Below are 19,984 nucleotides of genomic sequence, written 5' to 3' on the forward strand. Positions count from 1 at the left end.
CACCGGAAAAAAATCGGAAGAACGTCAGAACGATTCGGGCTCGCTGGACGTACTTGATACAAGGGCCTACGGCTGTGACAGTCGGGAGCAGCTTAGGCCAACGCCTGTGCGCGTGTCCGGCGAATGAGAACGTAGACAACCGTTCAGGTTCCTTCACACCTCCGTGCCGCCCGCGTGCCGGACCAGCCCGCCTGACAGCGGCCTGCCGTAGAGCCGATGGGGCCCGCGGCCGGCCGGCGCCGGCTCCTTCTTCACCCATACCCGCCCCGGTACGGCGTTCAGTTGCCGCACCCGTCGCCGGTCTCCCTATCCCTGCTGCCGTCCCCGTCGGACAGCGGGCCCTCGACGAGCAACGCCCTGACCTCGGGTCTCATGCCCCGGATCATCGACGGCCGCCCCCGTCACGGGCAGCGGATGTCACGATCCGGCACCCGTACCCCTCCTGACCCACCTGCTCCTTCGGAACGGCCGCCGCTACGGATTAGGCTGCCCTCATGCCAAACAAGCGCTCGGGTGGTGGTCTGTCCCCCACACAGCAGGCCGCCAAGTTCCTAGGTGTCAGCGTGCTCGCCGGTGCCGTCATGGCGGGCATCGCGCTGCCCGCGGTCGGCGCCCTGGGGCTGGCGGCCAAGGGTTCGGTCGAGGGGTTCGACGAACTCCCCGCCAACCTCAAGCAGCCGCCACTGAGCCAGCGCACCACGATCCTCGACAGCAAGGGCGACTCGATCGCCACGGTGTACAGCCGCGACCGTACGGTGGTGGATCTCAAGGAGATCTCGCCGTACATGCAGCAAGCGATCATCGCCATCGAGGACGCCCGCTTCTACCAGCACGGCGCGGTCGACCTGAAGGGCGTGCTGCGCGCGGTCAACCGGAACGCGCAGGAGGGCGGGGTCGCCCAGGGCGCGTCCACGCTCACGCAGCAGCTGGTGAAGAACGTCGCGGTGGAGGAGGCCGGTGACGATCCGACGCTCGTCGCCCAGGCCATCCAGCAGACTCTCGGCCGGAAGATCCGCGAGCTGAAGTACGCGATCCAGCTCGAAGAGGAACTCGGCAAGAAGAAGATCCTCGAGAACTACCTGAACATCACGTTCTTCGGCCAGCAGGCCTACGGCGTCGAGGCCGCCTCCCAGCGCTACTTCTCCAAGTCCGCCAAGGACCTGAAGGTCGAGGAGGCCGCGCTCCTCGCCGGGATCGTGCAGTCGCCCAGCCGGTACGACCCGGTGAACGACCCGCAGGAAGCCACCAAGCGGCGCAACACCGTGCTGCAGCGCATGGCGGACCTCGGCGACATCTCGCGGGCGGAGGCCGACAAGGCCAAGGAGAAGCCGCTCGGCCTCGACATCAGTAGGCCGAAGAACGGCTGCATCACGGCCGTCAAGGGCGCGGGCTTCTTCTGCGACTACGTGCGCGAGGTGTTCCTGAACGACCCGATCTTCGGCAAGTCCAAGGAGGCCCGGGCCAAGATCTGGAACCAGGGTGGTCTGACGATCCGGACGACCATGGACCCGAAGGCCCAGAAGTCGGTCCAGGCCTCCGTCAAGGAGCACGTCAGGCAGAAGGACGAGGTGGCCACCGCCGCCACCATCGTGGAGCCCGGCACCGGCAATATCCTCGCCATGGGCCAGTCGAGGCCGTACGGCCTCGACACCAAGAAGAACGAGACGTCGATCAACCTCTCGGTCGACGAGTCCATGGGCGGCGGAGCGGGCTACCAGCCCGGATCGACGTTCAAGCCGATCGTCGCCGCGGCGGCCATCGAGGGCGGCATGTCCCCGGGGAAGATCTACCCCGCGCCGTACCAGATGCTCTACCCGAGCCCGATCTCCACCTGTGGTGGCGGTAACTGGCGCAACAGCACCGGCAGCGACGCCGCGAAGCTCGAGAACGAGAGCGCGTCCGAGGTCGGCCCGTACTCGATGGAGAAGGCGACCGCGCTGTCGGTCAACACCTACTTCGTGCAGATGATCGCGGATATCGGCATCTGCCCGGTGACGGAGATGGCCGGGAAGATGGGCGTCGAGCGGGCCGACGGTCGCAAGATGGACCAGGCCCCGTCGATAGCGCTCGGCACGCAGGAGATGTCCCCGCTGACCATGGCGAACGCGTACGCGACCTTCGCCTCGCGCGGCATGTACTGCACGCCGGTCGCCATCGAGTCCATCACCCAGCGGGTCGGCGAGAAGTCGAAGTCACTGGAGGTCCCGAAGTCGACGTGCTCGCGCGCCATGTCCGAGAAGACCGCGGACACCATCAGCACCCTTCTGGAGGGCGTGGTGGAGGACGGTACGGGTACGGAGGCCGGCCTCGGCCCCAGCCGTCCCAGCGCCGGTAAGACCGGTACGACGGACTACCGTTACGCGGCCTGGTTCGTGGGCTACACCCCGAACATGGCCGGTGCCGTCTGGGTGGGCGACCCCGCGCACAAGCGCCGCATGGTGAACATCACCATCGGCGGCGTGGGCTACGACAAGGTCTTCGGTGGAAAGGTCCCCGGCCCGATCTGGCGCGACATGATGTCCGGCGCGCTGGAGGGCAAGCCCAGTCTCGACTTCAACCACGTCTTCATCCCCGACGAGAGGCCGGACCGCGACCGCGACCGCGGGGACGACGACAACGGGAACAACAACAACGACAACGACGACGACAACGGCAACGGTGACGACGGCGACAACGACGACGGCTTCTTCGGCGGAACCGACGGCGGAACCACCTTCCCGACCCCGGAGTTCTCCATCCCGGAGAACTGGATCCAGGGCCAGACCAACGGCGGGAACAACGGGAACGGCAATGGTGGCGGGTTCGGCTGACAGCCACCGGGCGGTCGATCAGAAGAGCCTCTGATGCGATGAGCGCCTGATCCGATGAGTCGCTGATCCGCATGAATACGGCGGTGGGGGCGCCCCTTGAGAAGGGGCGCCCCCACCGCCGTTCTGCTGGAGAGCGGGCGAGAGCCTGAGGGCTGCTCAGGCGCCCGTGAGCTGCTGCTTGACGATGGCGGCGACCCGGCCGCCCTCGGCGAGCCCGGCCACCTTCGGGTTGACGATCTTCATGACCTGGCCCATCGCGCGCGGGCCCTCGGCACCGGCGGCCCGAGCCTCCTCGACGGCCTGGCCGACGATCTGCTTCAGCTCCTCGTCGGACAGCTGCTTGGGCAGGTACTCGGCGAGGAACTCGCCCTCCGCCGTCTCCCGCTCGGCCGACTCGGTACGACCGCCCTGGGCGAATGCGTCCGCGGCCTCGCGGCGCTTCTTCGCCTCCTTGGTGATCACCTTGAGCACCTCGTCGTCGGAGAGCTCACGCTTCTCCTTGCCCGCGACCTCTTCCTTGGTGATCGCGGTGAGCGTCAGCCGGAGCGTCGAGGAGCGGAGCTCGTCGCGCTCCTTGATGGCGGCGTTGAGGTCTTCCTGCAGCTTCGACTTGAGCTTGGTCATGGGGCCGATTGTCGCAGGTGTGATGGAGGAAGCGCGCCTTGATTTCGCTGGTGTGTGCGGATCGGTGACGTGTCCGGGGCGGGTCGGGTGCGGACCGGTGGCGGCTCGAGTACGGACCGGTGGCGGCTCGGGTGCGCATGGGTGGCGGCTCGAGTACGGACCGGTGGCGGCTCGGGAAGTGGTCGGGTGCCGGTCGGACGTGCGGACCGGAGTGAGTTGTCCACAGGGGAAGTTGACGCTCGGCGGTGGCCGTCGGCGGTTGTCCACAGGCGGGCGCTCGGGCTCGGCGTGGTCTGACACGATGGACACATGCAAGCGCGATACGGAGTACCTCTGGGGATCGCGGCGGTCGGTGCCGCCGGTGTGGTGTACGCGGCGGGTTTCGAGGCCCGCTCCTTCCGGCTGCGGCGGGTGACGGTGCCGGTGCTGCCACCGGGCATGCGGCCGCTGCGCATACTCCAGGTCTCCGACATCCACATGGTGAGCGGACAGCGCAAGAAGCAGCGATGGCTGCGTTCCCTGGCCGGGCTGCGCCCCGACTTCGTGATCAACACCGGGGACAACCTCTCCGACCCCGAGGGCGTCCCCGAGGTGCTGGACTCGCTGGGCCCGCTGATGGAGTTCCCGGGCGCGTACGTCTTCGGCTCGAACGACTACTACGGTCCGACGCTGCGCAACCCCGCCCGCTATCTCCTGGAGAAGGTCCAGGGCCGCCACGGTCTGAACGGCAACAAGCCGGTGGTCGGCGCCATCCACAACCCGTGGGAGGACCTGCGGGACGGCTTCGACGGGGCGGGCTGGCTCAACCTCACCAACACCCGCGGCACACTGAAGATCGAGGGCATGTCGGTCGAGCTGACCGGCCTCGACGACCCGCACATCAAGCGGGACCGTTACGCCCGCGTGGCCGGCGGCCCGTCCGACTCCGCCGACCTCTCCCTGGGCGTCGTCCACGCCCCCTACCTCCGCGCCCTCGACGCCTTCACCGCCGACGGCTACCCCCTCGTCCTCGCCGGCCACACCCACGGCGGCCAGCTCTGCATCCCCTTCTACGGCGCCCTCGTCACCAACTGCGACCTCGACACGGACCGTGTGAAGGGCCTCTCCACGCACACGGCCGAGGGCCGCACCGCGTACATGCACGTGTCGGCCGGCTGCGGCACGAGCCGCTACACCCCGGTGAGGTTCGCCTGCCCGCCGGAGGCTTCACTGCTGACGTTGGTGGGGCGGGAGGGGTAGGAGCTGGGGAGGCCCATGAGGGTGGTGCAGGCGAGCTGGATCGGTCGGGCGTGTGTGGGCCGACGCGTCGAGCACGGGGGTCTGCCGGTGAGACCTGGCGATCAGGCGGGCGGTGAAGGCTGTCGCCCGGATGGGACGCTGACCCATACGGATCACCCCGAATAGCCCGTTTCGTCGGGTGGTCCTAGCGTGAGCGCATGACCGCACCGATACCCAGGGACATCCCCGATCTGCCCGCGATCTCGGGCATTCCCGCGCCGGTGACATCCGTCGTGCCCGCGACGGCGGTGGTGACACCGACACGACGCCCACTGGCGTCGGCGTACCGCGCCTTGGTCGCACTGGCGGCGGCAGGGGCCGTGGTGACCGAGATGGTGCTGGGCAGCCCTCTCCGGGCGTTCAGCCATTTCTCGGTCCAGAGCACGGCCCTGGTGGCACTGGTCTTCGCCGCCTCGGCGCGCAGCGCGTGGGCGGCCCGGCGCCCCCTGCCCTCCTGGGCGACGGGCGGCACGGTGCTCTACGCCATGATCACGGCCTTGGTGTACCACCTGATCCTGACGAGGGACGCGACGGCCTTCTCCATGTCGATGACGCCGACGGGCGCCGCGACCGCCCCCACCGGCTGGCTCGCCCTGACGAACGTCGCCTTCCACACCGCGATCCCCCTCGCGGTGGTGGCGGACTGGCTGTTCCTGACCCGGCCGGCGCCGCCCCGCCTGAGCCATGCGGCGGCCTGGTTGCTCTACCCGCTGGTATACCTGGCGTTCACGCTCGGCCGAGCCGCCCTGGTGACGCCCGACTGGCCGGCCCCGTACCTCTACCCATTCCTGGACGTCGACCGCCACGGCTACAAGAGCGTCCTCGGCAACGCCCTCCTCCTGGGCCTCGCCTTCTACGCCCTCGCCCTCCTCCTCATCGCCGTCGACCACCTTCGCCCCGACCCCGTACACCCTCGCCGGGGGCGCCCCAACCGCCACGACCGACGCCCCGAAAACCGGATTTCGTCTCAAGCCACCAGTGGGCTAAAGTAAACGACGTCGCCGCGACAAGCAGTGACAATCGGGGTGTAGCGCAGCTTGGCAGCGCGCTTCGTTCGGGACGAAGAGGTCGTGGGTTCAAATCCCGCCACCCCGACAGCTGGATAGCAGTTCAGAGGGCCCTTACCAATCTGGTAAGGGCCCTCTGGCGTTGCTGCGGGTCTGTCTGCGTGGCTGTCGATTCCTGAGTGTGTGCTGCGTGATTGCGGCCGCTGTCTGGCGGGTCCGAGGGGATGCCGTCCATGGCCACGGTGCCGACTCGGATCGCGGGTCGGATCTGCTTCCGGTAGGGGACGTCCACGGGATCACCACCTGACGAGGCACCCCGGGACCACCGTGACCGAGCAGGTCAACCGCCCCGCTTCGGGCTCTGGACCCGTCCGGAGGCCACGGCAGGTTTGTGTCACGCCATATGGGCCTCTTTGTGCATACCCGTGCACAGTGCCCAGACGATGAAGATGTTGACGGCGACCAGCGCCAGGGCCCATAGGGGGTAGTACGGAACCCAGAGGAAGTTGGCGAGCGCGCCGAGCCCGGCCACGGCCACACCGAAGAAGCGCGCCCACAGCGCGCCGCTGAGCACGGCGCACCCGGCGAGGACGAGCACGATTCCCAGAATGAGGTGGACCCAGCCCCAGCCCGCCAGGCTGAACTCGAACACGTAGTGACGTGTCGCGATGAACAAGTCGTCCTCGGCGATCGCCGCGATTCCCTCGAAGATCGCCATCGCTCCGCCGAAGATCATCAGCGCTGCTGCGAGGACGGTGGTTCCGGATGTGGGCCCATGCCAGCGACGTGGGTTGACGTGGGTCGAATTCCGTCGGGTGGCGTCACTGGCCATGTCGGCTCCTTGGATCGCAGAGCCGTCCGGTCAGCCAGGCATTCCGGACTGGCTCGTTCCCTGATCTCAGCGTGGCACGGCGGCACTCCGTCGGCATTCCGGAGCCGTGGCGGCGGCTCGTCCGACGCCCGGTGGGTGAGCTGTCCGTAGAGACTGAAGGGGGCGGTCGGCAGGTTCGTCGACCGGCCACGAGGACCCCGAATCAGCACCATCACCAACTGCCGCACACAGATACACAGTGGCCACCTGACAACGGGTTCTGTACGTTGCCCCAATGACCGACTACCGAAGGGGCAATGCCGCGTAGGCGCCCATCAGTCCTGCGGGGCGAGTCACCTGTTCGCGGTTCGGGGCGGCGACGGCACCCGTCCATCGATCGCCTGTCAGGATCCTGCACTGCCGATCTCCGTCGACTCGAACGGGCCCGCTGCTGGCCCGAGGACACGGCAGAAGCGTTCTGGCACTGGAAGGCGCTGGCCCACGGCCCGCTCAGACGTATCGCGGCCCCGGCGACAGCGCAGCGCTGCGGCATCCCCGGCTGTTGCGACCCGGGCTACTTCCGCGATCATCTCGAAGCCGTGCTGCACGCCCTGCCCAGGAAGAGCGCTCGGGAGCTGCGCGCCCTCGTACGGGCTCTCGATGACAAGATCTTGGCGAGGGCCAAGACCATCCAGGTCGGTAGCGTCGACGAGCCTTGGTGGCGAGACCAGCTCTAGCCCGGCTCTAGGCCGAGGTGGCCCGCTCAGAGCAGCGGGGAACGGCGGGGAAGGCAGGCGGACATGGCCAGGCCGTACCCCTAGTCATTCGCGCAGGTCAGCATGTGGCACCGGTCCGAATGATCGCGGCTTCACACCGATGCGATTACGCGATCTTCCGCACCGCGGCGCAGCCGCTAGCATCGGCCCATGACGTCACAGCAGGCGGATGCCGCGTAGGTCGCCGCGCGAGGTGAGGGCCGCCGTTCCCGATGGGCAGTGCGATGGTGCGGTGAGTTCGCTGCTCGTCAGCGCGTGTCCTGGGTCGCCGACGTGTACTGCCGTTCATACGTACCTCTTCGTCGATGGCCTCGACGTGATCACGCGCAGCGACAGCAGAATGGTGGGGCTCGGTCCGAGGCGACTGCTCCGCCCAGGCGGACCGCTCTATCCGACGGATATGCCGTGCACGGTGGATGTGGCAACCCTGAAGCAGCCTGAGGCAGGACCAGAAGCAGAGCCGGAGCCGGAGCCGGACAGGCTGACCATCCGGGTCCGGCTCCGGGGCGAGACCGTCATCTGGTCCGACCTGGCCTACCCGGGCTTCGACGGCAGGCCCGTCGAGGAGGTTCGCTTCGGGTTGGAGCAGTACCTGGGCGAGATCGAGCGTGCTTACGCGGCGTTGCAAGCCAGTTGGTGATCCCGCCCAGTGAGCCGGGCGTCACACGGTGACCGGCAGGGATGCGAGGCCGCGCATCAGGCGGGTGTGGCGCCAGTTCAGGGTCTCGGTGGGGGCTGCCAGCTGGATCTCGGGGTAGCGGGAGATGACCGCACGGAGGGCGAGTTCGGCTTCGGCTCGGGCCAGTGGGGCTCCCAGGCATCGGTGGATGCCATGGCCGAAGGCCAGGTGGCCGGTGGTGCCGCGGGTGAGGTCGAGGTGGTCCGGGGCGGGGAAGTGGTCGGGGTCGCGGTTGGCGGCACCGGGGGCGATGAGGACCGGGACGCCTTTGGGGATCGGGGTGCCGCCGAGGGTGAGCTCCTCGGTGCTGTAGCGGAACGTGGCGATTCCGACGGGCGGGTCGAAGCGCAGCAGTTCGTCCAGCGCGGTTGCGAAGAGGTGTGGCTCGGCCCTCAAGCGGGCTAGCGACTCCGGGTGTTGGAGCAGGGCAAGGGCCGCGTTGCCGATGAAGTTGGTGGTGGTCTCGTGGCCGGCCACGAGGAGGAGGACTGCCAGTGAGACGAGTTCGTCCTCGGTCAGCCGGTCCTGGCCGTCGCGTGCGGCGATGAGGGCGTCGAGCAGGCTCTCGCCGGGTGAGCTGCGCCTGGCTGCGACGAGGTCGGTCATGTAGTCGGCGACGGCGTGCGAGGCGGCGTCCGTCCGGCCCGGGTCTCCGGCGGCGAACAGATCGCTCGACCACGTGCGCACGAGTGGGCGGTCGGACTCGGGGACGCCCAGCATCTCGCAGATGACGGTGACCGGGAGCGGTACCGCGAGGCGCTCGACCAGGTCCACGGCTCCGCGGTCGGGCCAGGTGTCGAGCAGGTCGTCGACCAGGGCGGCGATGTAGGGGCGCAACCGCGCGACGGCGCCCGTGGTGAACGCCTTCGCCACCAGAGCCCGTAACCGGGCGTGCTCCGGGGGGTCGGTGGCGAGCATGTTCCGGGAGACGGCCGGATGGAGGTCACGCTGCGACGGGCGGTCGGCGAAGAACCGAGTGGTGTTCTTCGAGAGCCGGGGGTCGGTGAACGCCTCCCGCGCCTCCGCATAACCCGTGACCAGGTAGCTGTGGCGCCCTCCCGAGCCGGTGGGCACCTTCTGCACCGGCGCCGCGTCTCGCAGCCGAGCGTAGGTCGGGTAGGGGTCGGCGAAGAAACGGGGGTCCTTCAGGGGGTCGGTCACGCTTGCGGGTCCGTTCCCGAGGGGTGAGTTCTGCGAAAGCTAGTTCTGTGAAGGCTAGATCCGCGAAGGCAAGATCTGTGAATGCCCGGTTCTGAAGGTGCCCGGTGCTGTGAATCCCCCGTTCTGAGGGTGGCCGGTTCTGAGGGTGGCCGGTTCTGAGGGTGCCGATGCATGGAGCGCCGATGCATGGAGCGCCTGCTCACCGTGACGGTGCGCGTGATCTCGCCCTGCTCCATCTCCGCTCGGTGAGCGGTGCGGGCGGCGGCCTGTTCGCCGCCGTGGGATCGCTTCGTCCGGCACCGGTCCCTCCCCACGTGGGGACCGGTGCCGGACGGCGCGGGGGTGTCGATCCGTGTCCGGGGACGTGGATCGAGGTCGGTGGTGAAGGCGTGCGGAGCAGGGGCGTCGCTGAGGCCGGCCGGAAGCGTGCGGCATGATGAGGCGTATTTGCGGGCGCTACGCCGGTGGCCTGCGGGTGTGGTGCACCGGTGTGGGCGGCACGGGCCTGATCCTGCCAGTCGAGGCTGGCGGGGAGGAGGGTCCGGGAATCCGGTGACGCCATTTTCGCAGGTCATACGCATAAGGTGAGTTTTCCGGTCCGGATGTTCGGATGGCGGGGGAGGTTAAGGGGTGGATGCCTTGAGTCACGGCTCAGGGGCACGCACGGCCTTCGCGGAACGTCTCGCGCTGCTGTACAAGGAGGCGGGCAACCCTCCCCTCAAGAGTGTTTCCGAGTCGGTCGTCCGGCTGCAGCGGGTTGATGAACGCGGGCGGCCGGTGCGCGTGTCCGCCCAGCGGATCAGCGACTGGCGACGGGCCAGGAACGTGCCCGCGCAGTTCGCCGCCCTCGCCGCCGTCCTGCATGTCCTGATCCCCGAGGCCCGGCGCGCCCGGCCCGGTCCGGTGTCCAAGGGGCTGTACGACATGGCTCAGTGGCAGCGGCTGTGGGAGCGGGCCCTGGCCGATCCTGTCGGCGAGCGCCCGGCGGGATCCGGGTCGGGCGCTGCCGCCGCCACGGCCGCCGCGGCCCTGGAGGAGCACCCTTCCGGCGAGGGCTCGTCCCTTCCCGGCGGCGTCTGCCCCTACCGCGGTCTGGCCTCGTACCGGCAGCAGGACGCCCGTTGGTTCTTCGGGCGGGAGCGGAGCACCGACACGCTTGTCGAGCAGTTGCGCGCGGCGGACCGCACGGGTGGCCTGGTGATGCTCGTGGGTGCCTCGGGCGCCGGGAAGTCCTCCCTGCTGAGCGCCGGACTCGTGCCCGCGGTGCGCGGCGGCGCCCTGGACGGTGACGACGGCCGGGCGGGTGAGGGGTCGGCGGACGGGCGGCGGACCGGTGAGGTGATCCAGCTCGTGCCGGGTGCCGATCCGGTCGGGGAGCTGATCCGTCGGATACCGGAGCTGGGGCAGGTGGTGTCCGCCGCGTACGAGCCCGGTACGCCGATGTTCGCCGGCGCGGTGCGGGAGGCCGTCGCGGCGTGGGCGCGGCGACGCGCCACCGGCACCGCCACCACCGCCGCACCCACCGGCACGGGCACCACCGACACGGGCACCATCGGCACGGGCACCATCGGCACCAGCACCGCGACCACCGCCCCCAACGGCTCCAGCGGCTCCCCCACCCGCCCCGTCCTGATCGTCGACCAGTTCGAAGAAACCTTCACCCTCTCTTCCGACGACGCGGACCGGCGGACGTTCGTCCAGTTGCTCAGTGCGGCGTGCACGCCCGGGGAGGTGGGCGGAGCGGCGCCGGTGGTCGTGGTGCTCGGTGTTCGTGCGGACTTCTACGAGCAGTGCCTCGGGTATCCGGAGCTGGCGGACGCGTTGCAGCACCGGCACATGGTGCTGGGGCCGTTGACGACGGCGGAGCTGCGGGAGGCGGTGACCGGGCCGGCCAGGGCCGTGGGGCTGGAGCTGGAACCGGGACTCGCGGAGCTGATCGTGCGTGAGGTGAGCGCGGACGGGCCACGCGGGGCGCACGACGCGGGCGTGCTGCCGCTGCTGTCGCACGCCCTGCTCGTGACCTGGCAGCGCCGGAAGGCGGGGCGGCTCACGCTGGCCGGGTACCGGGCCGCGGGCGGTATCCAGGGCGCGGTGGCGGCGACCGCCGAGCGTGCCTGGTCGGGACTGGACCCGGCGGGCCGTACGGCCGCGCGGCTGCTGTTGCTGCGGCTGGTCCGGCTGAACGAGGACACGCAGGCCACGCGGCGTCGGGGCACGCGGCGGCAGCTCGCGGACGGCTCGGCGGACCCGGTGAAGACGGAGGAGTCGCTGGAGGCGATGGCCCGGGCCCGCCTGCTGACGCTCGACGCGGAGACCGTGGAGATCACCCACGAGGCGCTGCTGCACGCCTGGCCCCGGTTGCGGACGTGGATCGACGAGGGGCGCAACGACCACCTGCTGCGGCAGCGGCTGGAGGAGGACGGCCGGGCCTGGGAGGACTCCGGGCGGGACCCCTCTCTGCTCTACCGGGGCTCACGGCTGGAACAGGCGCACACCTGGGCGAAGTCCACCAGGGACGGCGGGGACACCAGAGACACCAGGGACGGCGGGGATGCCGGGGACGGCATGGACACCAGGGACGCCGGAGACACCTTCCTGCCCCGCAGCGCGGTGGAGTTCCTGGCCGCCTCGGTCCGGCTGCGTCGCCGCACGGTCCGGATCAGGCGGAGTGCCGTGGCGGCGCTGGTGGCATTCGCCCTGGTGGCCGTCGGCTCGGCGGTGGTCGCGTGGCAGCAGCGCAACGACGCGGTGTTCGAGCAGGTGCTCGCCCAAGCCGATCGCGTCCAGTACTCGGACCCGTCGCTGTCCGCCCAGCTCGACCTGGTGGCGCACAAACTGCGCCCCGACGACGAGGGCACCGGCAACCGGCTCGTGTCGATCGTCAACGCGCCCCTGGCCACCCCACTCCTCGGCCACGGCGGTGCCGTCTACCTCACCTCCTTCAGCCCCGACGGGAAGTACCTGGCCACCGCCAGCTACGACCGGACCGTACGGCTGTGGGACGTGGCGGACCCGTCCCGGGCCAAGGCCCGGGGCAGTCCCCTCACCGGGCACACCAGCTGGGTGAGCAGCGCGGTGTTCGCGCCGGACGGCCGTACGCTCGCCGACGCCGGCGACGACGGCACGATCCGCTTGTGGGACGTACGGGACCCGCGTGCCCCGCGGAAACTGGGCGCGCCACTGACCGGGCACGACGGCACGATCTTCCTGATCGCCTTCAGTCCGGACGGGAAGACACTGGCGTCCGTGGGCGAGGACCACACCGTACGGCTGTGGGACGTGAGTGATCCGGCGCGTGCGACGGCGCTCGGCTCGCCGCTCACCGGGCACAGCGCTCCGGTGCGCGCCGTGGCGTTCAGCCCGGACGGGAGGACGCTGGCCAGCGGGGGTGACGACAACACGATCAGGCTGTGGGACGTGGCCGATCCGCGTGATCCCGCGCCCCTCGGCACGGCGCTCGAAGGGCATACGAGCCTGGTGCACTCGGTGGCCTTCAGCCCCGACGGGCGGACGCTGGCCAGCGGCAGCTCGGACAACACCGTCCGGCTCTGGGACGTGGCCGATCCCCGGCGCGCGAGCGCGCTCGGGGCGCCGCTCACCGGGCACACCGGCCCCGTGTGGTCCGTGGCCTTCAGCCCCGACGGGAGACTGCTCGCCGCCGCCAGCGCGGACAGTACGGCGAGCCTGTGGACCGTCGACGACCCGGCGTACCCGTCGCAGGTCGGCGAGCCCCTCGCCGGGGCGAGCGGCGAGATGTTCGCCCTCGGGTTCAGTCCGGACGGCCGGACCCTCGCCACCGGGAGCGGTGACAGCAAGGTCCGGCTGTGGTCGGTACCGACCTCGGACATGGTCGGCCGGAACGGAGTGTTCCGGCCGGACGGGCGGGTGCTGGCCACGGCCGGGCGCGACGGCCGGATCCGGCTGTGGAACGTGACGGAGCCCGGCCGGCCCGTACTACTGGGCGAACCGTTCACGCTCAAGGACAGCGGCAATCGCTCCCTGACCTTCTCCCCCGACGGCCGCACCCTCTCGATCGTGGCCGGGAACCGGGCGCTGTACCTGTGGGACGTCAGCGATCCCGCCCACCCCGTCCTCAAGGGGTCACCCCTCGCACTGCGGATCCGGTACACCGACGCGCAGGCCTACAGCCCGGACGGGCGCGTCCTGGCCACGTCCTACGGCGACCACGACGTCCAGCTGTGGAACGTCGGCGACCCGGCCCACGTCGTCCCGCTCGGCAGACCCCTCACCGGTCACAAGGGCTACATCCTCGCCCTCGTCTTCGGTCCGGACGGCCGCACGCTCGCCAGCGGCAGCGCGGACGGCACCATCCGCCTGTGGAACGTGGCCGACCCGGCCCGGTCCACCCGGCTCGGCGGAGCCCTCACCGCGCACCGGGGCGCAGTCAGCGACCTCGTCTACAGCCCGGACGGCCGGACGCTGGCCAGCGGTGGCGGCGACGACACGGTCAGGCTCTGGGACGTCTCCGACCCCCGCGCGGCGACCCGGCTGGGCTCCCCGCTCGTCGGGCACACCGAGGCGGTCGTGTCACTGACCTTCAGCCCGGACGGCCGGACCCTGGCCAGCGGCGGCAACGACAGCACCGTCCACCTCTGGGACGTCACCCGCCCCGCCGACGCCTCCCCCATCGGCCAGGCCATGAGCCCCAACGCCAGGACCGGCCACTTCCTGTCCTTCAGCCCGGACAGCCACATGCTCGGGGTGTCCAGCGGCGCCGACACCGTGCGGCTGTGGAACCTGGACGTGGACGACGCCGTACGGCGCATCTGCTCGACGACACACGGGGTGCTCACGCGGGAGAAGTGGGACGAGTACCTGCCTCGGCTGTCGTACGAGCCGCCGTGCGAGAGTGCATGACAGACCTCTGGGCGGCGGCGATCAGGGTCTGACATCAGGGTCTGACAAGCGTCCGGGCGGGACGTGGCCAGACCCGCCGGACGTGCGGCCGACGCGGCATCGGCCACCTACCAAACGTTCGGCCGACCGACGCCCTACACGTGATACCGATCACAACTTGTCAACGCAGTCGAGCAGTCGGCTCCCGTCCTACGAGCAGCCTTGTTAGCCTTGGCCATAGCCCGGTCGCTGGTGCATCCCCCGTCGCCAGCGACCGGGCCCTTTCATGCCCGGGACACCGCCGCCCGATCGCCACCCGCCGCGGTGAGCCGGTGGGCGATCCTGCGGACGGTCGTCTCGTCGGGCTCGGGTCGCGATCCGGCGACGGACACGGCGAGCCGTGCCGCTCCCTCCCCGCCCCTGGCCCCCCATCGGTACGGGCGGCTCCGCGCCCACGGCGACCAGGACTGACGTGCCGTCAGCCGCGCAAGCCCCCTTCACGGCAGGCCCCCTTCACGGCGGGCCCGCCTTCCCGGGGCCGTCCGGCCGGCCCGTCTCCTCCCGAGGGCGCTCGGCGTCGGGGCGCGCCCGCCCTCAGCCGTTCCGGGCCTCGTTCAGCCGTTCCAGGCCTCGTCGTACGGGTCCTGGGGCGCCTTGACCGGCTTGGTGGCGGTGACGTGGAGGTACGGGACGACGGTGCCGTTGAGGGGGTCCTTGGTCCGTTTCGGGGTGTAGGTGCCGGTGACCTCGATCCAGGTGTCGGGCCGCAGGACGACCGGGAGTTCGCCGGTGAGGGCGATCTTGACGGGCTGGGCGTCGGCGGCGCAGCAGTTGAGCGCCATACGGACGAGGTACGGGTTGCCGGAGCCGTCGAGGGCGAGGAACCCGGTGACCCTGAGCGGGCGGCCGGAGAGGGCGCGACCCTTGTCGTAGACCGCGCGCCCGGCGTAGTCGGCGACGCTCAGCCGGAGGGTGCCGTCGGCGGGGAGCGTGGGGTAGCCCCAGGGCTGCTGCTGGAGTGCCGAGCCGGTGCGCATCGCGGTGTAGGAACCGGCGGCGGGCGGGGCGACCAGGACGAGGGCGAGCAGGGGCAGGACGAGGAGCCAGGAGACCCGGGGTTCGTGATGGGTGTGCTGCTCGTCGCCCTGGCGCCGCGCCCGGCGCTCGTACAGGACCGTGGCGACGGCGGCGGCTATGAGGACGATGCCCGCGCCGATGAGGAGGGGGCGGAGGCCTGCCTTGACGTAGCGGAGGTAGAGGTCGGTGAAGCCCGCGTGCAGGAGGGCGCCGCCGGTCAGGAAGAGGATGACGGTCTGGGCCTGGCGGTTCACAGGAGCACCGCCCCGACGAGGGCCGACACCAGGATCGCGAGGGCGAAGGTGGCGGGGGCGAAGCGGAGCGCGAAGGCGCGGCCGAAGGTGGCGGTCTGCATGGCGAAGAGTTTCAGGTCGATCATCGGGCCGACGACCAGGAAGGCCAGCCGGGAGGTCAGGGAGAACTGGGTCAGGGAGGCCGCCACGAACGCGTCCGCCTCCGAGCAGATCGACAGCAGCACGGCCAGGACGGCGAGGGCGAGGACGGCGATGACGGGGTTGTCTGCGGCGGCGTTCAGCCAGCTCGCCGGGACGACCGCCTTGAGCGTGGCCGCCGCCATCGCGCCGACGACGAGGAACCCGCCCGCGTGCATCACGTCGTGCCGTACCGAGCCCCAGAAGGCCGCGCCCTTGGTCTGGCCTTCGTAGGACGGCCGCTCCGGCGGGCGCATCCAGTCGCCGCGCCCCAGCCACTGCCACAGCCAGCCCATCGCACAGGCCACCAGCAGGCTCGCCACGAGCCTGGCCAGCACCATCTCGGGGTTGCCGGGGAAGGCCACGGCGGTCGCCGTCAGGACGATCGGGTTGATCGCGGGGGCGGAGAGGAGGAAGGCGAGCGCCGCCGCGGGTGTCACGCCCCGGCGTACGAGGGCGCCCGCCACCGGCACCGAGGCGCACTCGCACCCCGGCAGCACCACACCGGCCATGCCCGCCGCGGGTACCGCCAGCGCGGGCCGCTTCGGCAGTGCGCGGACGAAGAACGACGCCGGCACGAACACCGCGATGGCCGCCGACAGCAGCACCCCGATGACCAGGAACGGCAGGGCCTGCACGACCACGGCCACGAACACCGTCATCCAGCTCTGCGTCACGGGGGCGGAAAGCAGACCGCGCAGGGGGCCCTGCGCCACGACCGCCAGGACCAGCAGCATGGTGAGAAGGAGGGGTGGGTCGAGGTGCCGACCGCGCTGGGGCACTTCTTCCTTGGTTGTGGCCACGGGGGACGGTACCTCCGTAAGGAACGGCTGTGCTGAGCGGGCCCCGTTCGACCCTTTCCTCCCATACGGCGCTGGAGGCCGGGTTGCTCACGCCCACCGAGAAGCCCTTTTAGTAATGGGATCCATTTTCATGTAGCGTTCCGGTCCATCACCTGTGGAGGAGGACCCCATGGCCGTACCCAAGCGGAAGATGTCCCGCAGCAACACCCGTCACCGTCGCGCCCAGTGGAAGGCGAGCACACCGCAGCTGGTGCCGTTCACGGTCGACGGCGTCACCCACCTCGTGCCGCAGCGGCTGCTGAAGGCGTACGAGCGCGGGCTGCTCCACCCCGAGGGCTGAGGGCACGGCCATGGCGTACGAACGGCTGCCCGTCACCGTCCTCTCCGGGTTCCTCGGCGCGGGCAAGACCACCCTGCTCAACCATGTTCTCGCCAACCGCGAGGGACTCCGCGTGGCGGTCATCGTCAACGACATGAGCGAGGTCAACATCGATGCCGCCCTCGTGCGCGGCGGCGAGGCCGCGCTGTCGCGCACGGAGGAGCGGCTGGTCGAGATGACCAACGGGTGCATCTGCTGCACCCTGCGCGACGATCTGCTGGAGGAGGTGGACCGGCTGGCGCGGGAAGGTCGTTTCGACTATCTCCTCATCGAGAGTTCGGGGATCTCCGAGCCGATGCCCGTCGCCGCGACCTTCGCCTTCGCACGCGACGACGGGGCCACGCTCGGGGATCTCGCCCGGCTCGACACCATGGTCACGGTGGTCGACGCGGTGAACTTCCTGCCGGAGCTGGCGGGTGGGGACGAGCTCGTGGAGCGGGGGCTCGACCAGTACGAGGACGACGAGCGCACCGTGAGCGATCTGCTGATGGACCAGGTGGAGTTCGCCGATGTGATCGTCCTGAACAAGCTCGATCTGGTCGACGCGGCGACCGCCGAGCGGCTCGCGGCGACGCTGGCCCGGCTCAACCCGGCCGCACGGATCGTGCCGGTCAGCCATGGCCGGGTGCGGGTCGCCGAGGTGCTCGGCACGGGGGTGTTCGACCTCGAACGAGCCCAGCAGGCGCCGGGGTGGGTGCGGGAGCTGAACGGGGACCATGTGCCGGAGACCGAGGAGTACGGCATCTCCTCGACCGTCTTCCGGTCCGAACTGCCCTTCCACCCGGCACGGTTGTGGACCTTCGTGACCGAGGCGCTCGACAGCGGTGCCTTCGGGCAGGTCCTGCGCTCCAAGGGGTTCTTCACGCTCGCCAGCCGGCCGCGCGTCATCGGGCTCTGGTCGCAGGCCGGGGCCGTCGCCCGGTTCGAACCGTCCGCCGCGCGGGACGACGAGGCCCCGTACGCGCAGGAGTTGGTGTTCATCGGGACGGAGTTGCGGGCGGATGCGCTGCGTTCGGCCCTGGCCGGGTGTCTGGTGGGCCCCGGGGAGGTTCTTTCCGCATCGGACCTCGGCGATCCGTTCCCTGCGTGGGACACGTACGGGGTTGTCTGCGGGTGAGTGGGGGTTGGTCGCGCAGTTCCCCGCGCCCCTGAAAAGCAGGGGCTGCGCCCCGTGCTCTCGGCCCGGACGGGCCGTAGGCCTTAGGGGCGCGGGAAACGGCGCGACCAGCCACGATCCACCCGTGGACAACCACTTTCCAGCGCTACGCCCCCGTCCTCGCCCGTCTCCCCAACAGCTCCGCCAACCCCCGTCGCGTCGCCGCCAGCACCACGCGGTCCTCGGCGCGGAGTACGTACGTGGGCGGCAGGTCCCAGACCAGACCCGACCCCGCCTGCGTCGCCCGATCGGTGTCCGGCTCTCCGGGGGCTGCCGTGTCCAGGGCCAGGACCCGCCAGGCGCCCGCGCGGAAGGCCTCCGCCACGGTTCGGCCCTCCAGGCGGGGGTGGCCGCGGACCTCGACGGCGGCGAAGAGGAGGACGCGGCGTTCGACGGGGATCGCGCCCAGGATCTGGCGGCCCATCATCGCGCCGGCGAAGGCGGGGGCGGCGAGATGGGTGACGCTGCGGCTGCGGGTGAGGGCGCCCGGGTGGGCGGCGCGGAGGGTGCGGTAGACGGCGGTGGCGAAGTCGTCGTCGTAGAGGCGGAGGACCACGCGCAGGTCGGGGCGTACGGAACGGGCGTACAGGCCGGCTTCGAGGTTCGTCGTGTCGGAGCTGGTGACGGCGAGGAGGGCGTGGGCGCGGTGGATCTTGGCGGCCTCCAGGACACCCTCCTGGGTCACGTCGCCGAGGATGACCGGCACCCGCAGGCGTCGGGCCTCGGCGAGGCCGCGCGCCTCCGGATCCTCCTCCACGCAGACGACCGGGATGTGGAGTTCGCGCAGACGGGCGAGCACGCGGGTGCCGATCTTGCCGAGGCCTAGGAGGACGACGTGTCCGGACAGGCCGCGCGGCGGCTTGCGCAGGGCGGTGCCGCTGCGGAAGGTGCCGAGGGCCTCCAGGACGGCGGCCAGGAGCACGGGCAGGAGGAGTAAGCCCATCAGGCCCGACAGGAGTTGCAGGATCTGGCGGGAGTCGCTCTGGTCGGTCGCCGGGTCCGCGGTCCCGAAGAGGTCGAGGAGGGTCGCGTACGTCGCCTGGAGCGGGTGCTCCCCGGTGATCACCATCTGGGCGACGGCGAGGGCGAACACGCACCCGATCATTCCCGCGAGGGACCATCGCAGCCGGCGCGAGAGCAGCGAACCGAACGCTCCGAAGGCCCCGAGCGATCCGCCGCCCGCCCGGCCGGGCGGCAGCGCGGGTCCCGCGTAGCGCACGGTGTCGAGGACGACGGTGCCGCGCCCGGTGGCCTCGGCCACCGCCCGTTCGTCGGGGAGGAGTTGGGGGCCGCGTTCCCCGCTGCCCTCGGAACCCTCGGTCCCGGCGGGGTCGTTGGTGGTGGCCGACAGGAGCGCGAGCGTGCACAGGCCTCCCGGGCTCTGACCGCTGCGGCCCGGTGGGCGTTCCACGGCCCGCAGCATCAGTCCGTCCGTCTGGACGACCTTGCTGGTCCCGGCGACTGCTGTCGCGGCCAGCGCGGGCGCGGCGGTGTCGGCGTCGGAGAGGACGGTCGTCGAGGCGCCGAAGCCGTCGACCCCGTCGGCCTCGGCGTCGCCCGCCGCCAACGCCGATGCCTGGTCGAGGAGTTCCTCGATGTACTGCCCCAAGCGGCGGTTGTAGAGCCGCAGGACGAGCCGCAGGCGCGGGTTGAGGCGCCGGGCGGTGAGGGCCGCGCGAATGTTGGTCTCGTCGTCGTCGTACACGAGTGCCAGCGCGGCGGCCCGCTCCACCCCGGCCTCGGCGAGCACCGCCTCGGTGGCCTCCCCGGCCTCCAGAACCCGCTCACCGCCGTCCCGGGGAGTTCTGTCCGTTATTCGCTCGCCTCGGTCGCCCGGGTCGCCGGTCCGGTCGCCGGCCGTCGGATCGCCGACACCCGTGGCCCGGTTGACCGCCGCCGTCATCCGGTCGAGGAACGCGGCGGCGGTCCGGGCGCGCCCGACGACCGGCCGCTGCGCGATCCGTGCGGTGGGCGGCACGACGAGCGTCACCTGTTCCCGGTACACGGTCCGCAGTTCGGCGGCGAGCCGGTGCGCCAACCCGTCGTCCCCGCAGACGACCATGTGCGCGCCGGAGCCGGCGGCCGGCCTGCTACGCCGGGCGGGATCCTGACCTCCTCGGTCGCCCTCGTCCTCG

At 70.9% G+C, this 19,984-nt stretch carries 13 protein-coding genes and 1 tRNA gene; 8 read left to right on the top strand and 6 right to left on the bottom strand.

The window, feature by feature from the left end; genetic code table 11:
* Positions 1 to 494: 494 nt before the first annotated feature.
* On the top strand, positions 495 to 2,810 hold the full coding sequence (locus AWZ10_RS11925; protein ID WP_173531488.1) for a transglycosylase domain-containing protein: 2,316 nt from the start codon (positions 495 to 497) through the stop codon (positions 2,808 to 2,810).
* Between the two features lie 156 nt (positions 2,811 to 2,966).
* On the opposite strand, the gene AWZ10_RS11930 is transcribed toward AWZ10_RS11925, so the two are convergent.
* Entirely contained in the window at positions 2,967 to 3,434 is a 468-nt protein-coding gene (locus AWZ10_RS11930) for a GatB/YqeY domain-containing protein (protein WP_046704209.1), read from the bottom strand.
* A 309-nt stretch (positions 3,435 to 3,743) separates the two neighbouring features.
* Here AWZ10_RS11930 and AWZ10_RS11935 point away from each other — a divergent pair, with 309 nt between their 5' ends.
* From AWZ10_RS11935 to AWZ10_RS11945, 3 genes are all read left to right on the top strand, one after another.
* On the top strand, positions 3,744 to 4,673 hold the full coding sequence (locus tag AWZ10_RS11935; RefSeq protein ID WP_037702597.1) for a metallophosphoesterase: 930 nt from the start codon (positions 3,744 to 3,746) through the stop codon (positions 4,671 to 4,673).
* A 197-nt stretch (positions 4,674 to 4,870) separates the two neighbouring features.
* The gene (locus AWZ10_RS11940; RefSeq protein ID WP_046704208.1) at positions 4,871 to 5,704 is read left to right on the top strand and encodes a Pr6Pr family membrane protein; all 834 of its coding nucleotides are present in this window, start codon (positions 4,871 to 4,873) and stop codon (positions 5,702 to 5,704) included.
* Between the two features lie 29 nt (positions 5,705 to 5,733).
* A tRNA-Pro gene (locus tag AWZ10_RS11945) sits at positions 5,734 to 5,807 on the top strand.
* A gap of 306 nt (positions 5,808 to 6,113) precedes the next feature.
* Here the strand turns inward: AWZ10_RS11945 and AWZ10_RS11950 are convergent.
* Positions 6,114 to 6,551: a DUF7144 family membrane protein gene (locus AWZ10_RS11950; RefSeq protein ID WP_060891045.1), complete on the bottom strand. Its 438-nt coding sequence runs from the start codon at positions 6,549 to 6,551 to the stop codon at positions 6,114 to 6,116.
* A gap of 1,167 nt (positions 6,552 to 7,718) precedes the next feature.
* On the opposite strand from AWZ10_RS11950, the gene AWZ10_RS11955 reads away from it, so the two are divergent.
* On the top strand, positions 7,719 to 7,946 hold the full coding sequence (locus tag AWZ10_RS11955) for a hypothetical protein (RefSeq protein WP_208618485.1): 228 nt from the start codon (positions 7,719 to 7,721) through the stop codon (positions 7,944 to 7,946).
* A 21-nt stretch (positions 7,947 to 7,967) separates the two neighbouring features.
* On the opposite strand, the gene AWZ10_RS11960 is transcribed toward AWZ10_RS11955, so the two are convergent.
* Positions 7,968 to 9,146, bottom strand: coding sequence for a cytochrome P450 family protein (locus tag AWZ10_RS11960; protein ID WP_060891046.1), 1,179 nt, complete (start codon positions 9,144 to 9,146; stop codon positions 7,968 to 7,970).
* A gap of 630 nt (positions 9,147 to 9,776) precedes the next feature.
* Here AWZ10_RS11960 and AWZ10_RS11965 point away from each other — a divergent pair.
* Complete coding sequence (locus tag AWZ10_RS11965) at positions 9,777 to 14,024, top strand: nSTAND1 domain-containing NTPase (RefSeq protein ID WP_060891047.1); 4,248 nt, start codon at positions 9,777 to 9,779, stop codon at positions 14,022 to 14,024.
* 593 nt (positions 14,025 to 14,617) lie between these two features.
* Here the strand turns inward: AWZ10_RS11965 and AWZ10_RS11970 are convergent.
* Together AWZ10_RS11970 and AWZ10_RS11975 are read right to left on the bottom strand one after the other, a co-directional pair.
* Positions 14,618 to 15,334, bottom strand: a complete 717-nt coding sequence (locus AWZ10_RS11970; RefSeq protein ID WP_046708856.1) for a TIGR03943 family putative permease subunit — start codon at positions 15,332 to 15,334, stop codon at positions 14,618 to 14,620.
* Positions 15,331 to 16,314, bottom strand: a complete 984-nt coding sequence (locus tag AWZ10_RS11975) for a permease (protein WP_046708855.1) — start codon at positions 16,312 to 16,314, stop codon at positions 15,331 to 15,333. Before AWZ10_RS11975 ends, AWZ10_RS11970 begins: the two co-directional genes overlap by 4 nt.
* Before the next feature lie 169 nt (positions 16,315 to 16,483).
* Between AWZ10_RS11975 and rpmF the strand changes: the two genes are divergently transcribed.
* Both rpmF and AWZ10_RS11985 read left to right on the top strand, forming a co-directional pair.
* The gene (gene rpmF / locus AWZ10_RS11980) at positions 16,484 to 16,654 is read left to right on the top strand and encodes a 50S ribosomal protein L32 (protein WP_046708854.1); all 171 of its coding nucleotides are present in this window, start codon (positions 16,484 to 16,486) and stop codon (positions 16,652 to 16,654) included.
* A gap of 10 nt (positions 16,655 to 16,664) precedes the next feature.
* Positions 16,665 to 17,810 carry a GTP-binding protein gene (locus AWZ10_RS11985; protein ID WP_046708853.1) on the top strand — a complete coding sequence of 382 codons (1,146 nt, stop codon included), beginning with the start codon at positions 16,665 to 16,667 and terminating at the stop codon, positions 17,808 to 17,810.
* A gap of 145 nt (positions 17,811 to 17,955) precedes the next feature.
* Here the strand turns inward: AWZ10_RS11985 and AWZ10_RS11990 are convergent, their stop codons facing one another.
* Entirely contained in the window at positions 17,956 to 19,911 is a 1,956-nt protein-coding gene (locus AWZ10_RS11990; RefSeq protein ID WP_060891048.1) for an NAD-binding protein, read from the bottom strand.
* Positions 19,912 to 19,984 lie beyond the last annotated feature (73 nt).

The sequence above is a fragment of the Streptomyces europaeiscabiei genome, from assembly GCF_001550375.1.
GTDB classification, from domain to species: domain Bacteria; phylum Actinomycetota; class Actinomycetes; order Streptomycetales; family Streptomycetaceae; genus Streptomyces; species Streptomyces europaeiscabiei.

What these genes read in the sequence shown, in the direction of transcription:
- AWZ10_RS11925 (WP_173531488.1), top strand. Translation starts at nt 495, where the DNA reads ATGCCAAACAAGCGCTCGGGTGGTGGTCTGTCCCCCACACAGCAGGCC.
- AWZ10_RS11930 (WP_046704209.1), bottom strand. Translation starts at nt 3,434, where the DNA reads ATGACCAAGCTCAAGTCGAAGCTGCAGGAAGACCTCAACGCCGCCATC.
- AWZ10_RS11935 (WP_037702597.1), top strand. Translation starts at nt 3,744, where the DNA reads ATGCAAGCGCGATACGGAGTACCTCTGGGGATCGCGGCGGTCGGTGCC.
- AWZ10_RS11940 (WP_046704208.1), top strand. Translation starts at nt 4,871, where the DNA reads ATGACCGCACCGATACCCAGGGACATCCCCGATCTGCCCGCGATCTCG.
- AWZ10_RS11950 (WP_060891045.1), bottom strand. Translation starts at nt 6,551, where the DNA reads ATGGCCAGTGACGCCACCCGACGGAATTCGACCCACGTCAACCCACGT.
- rpmF (WP_046708854.1), top strand. Translation starts at nt 16,484, where the DNA reads ATGGCCGTACCCAAGCGGAAGATGTCCCGCAGCAACACCCGTCACCGT.
- AWZ10_RS11985 (WP_046708853.1), top strand. Translation starts at nt 16,665, where the DNA reads ATGGCGTACGAACGGCTGCCCGTCACCGTCCTCTCCGGGTTCCTCGGC.
- AWZ10_RS11990 (WP_060891048.1), bottom strand. Translation starts at nt 19,911, where the DNA reads ATGGTCGTCTGCGGGGACGACGGGTTGGCGCACCGGCTCGCCGCCGAA.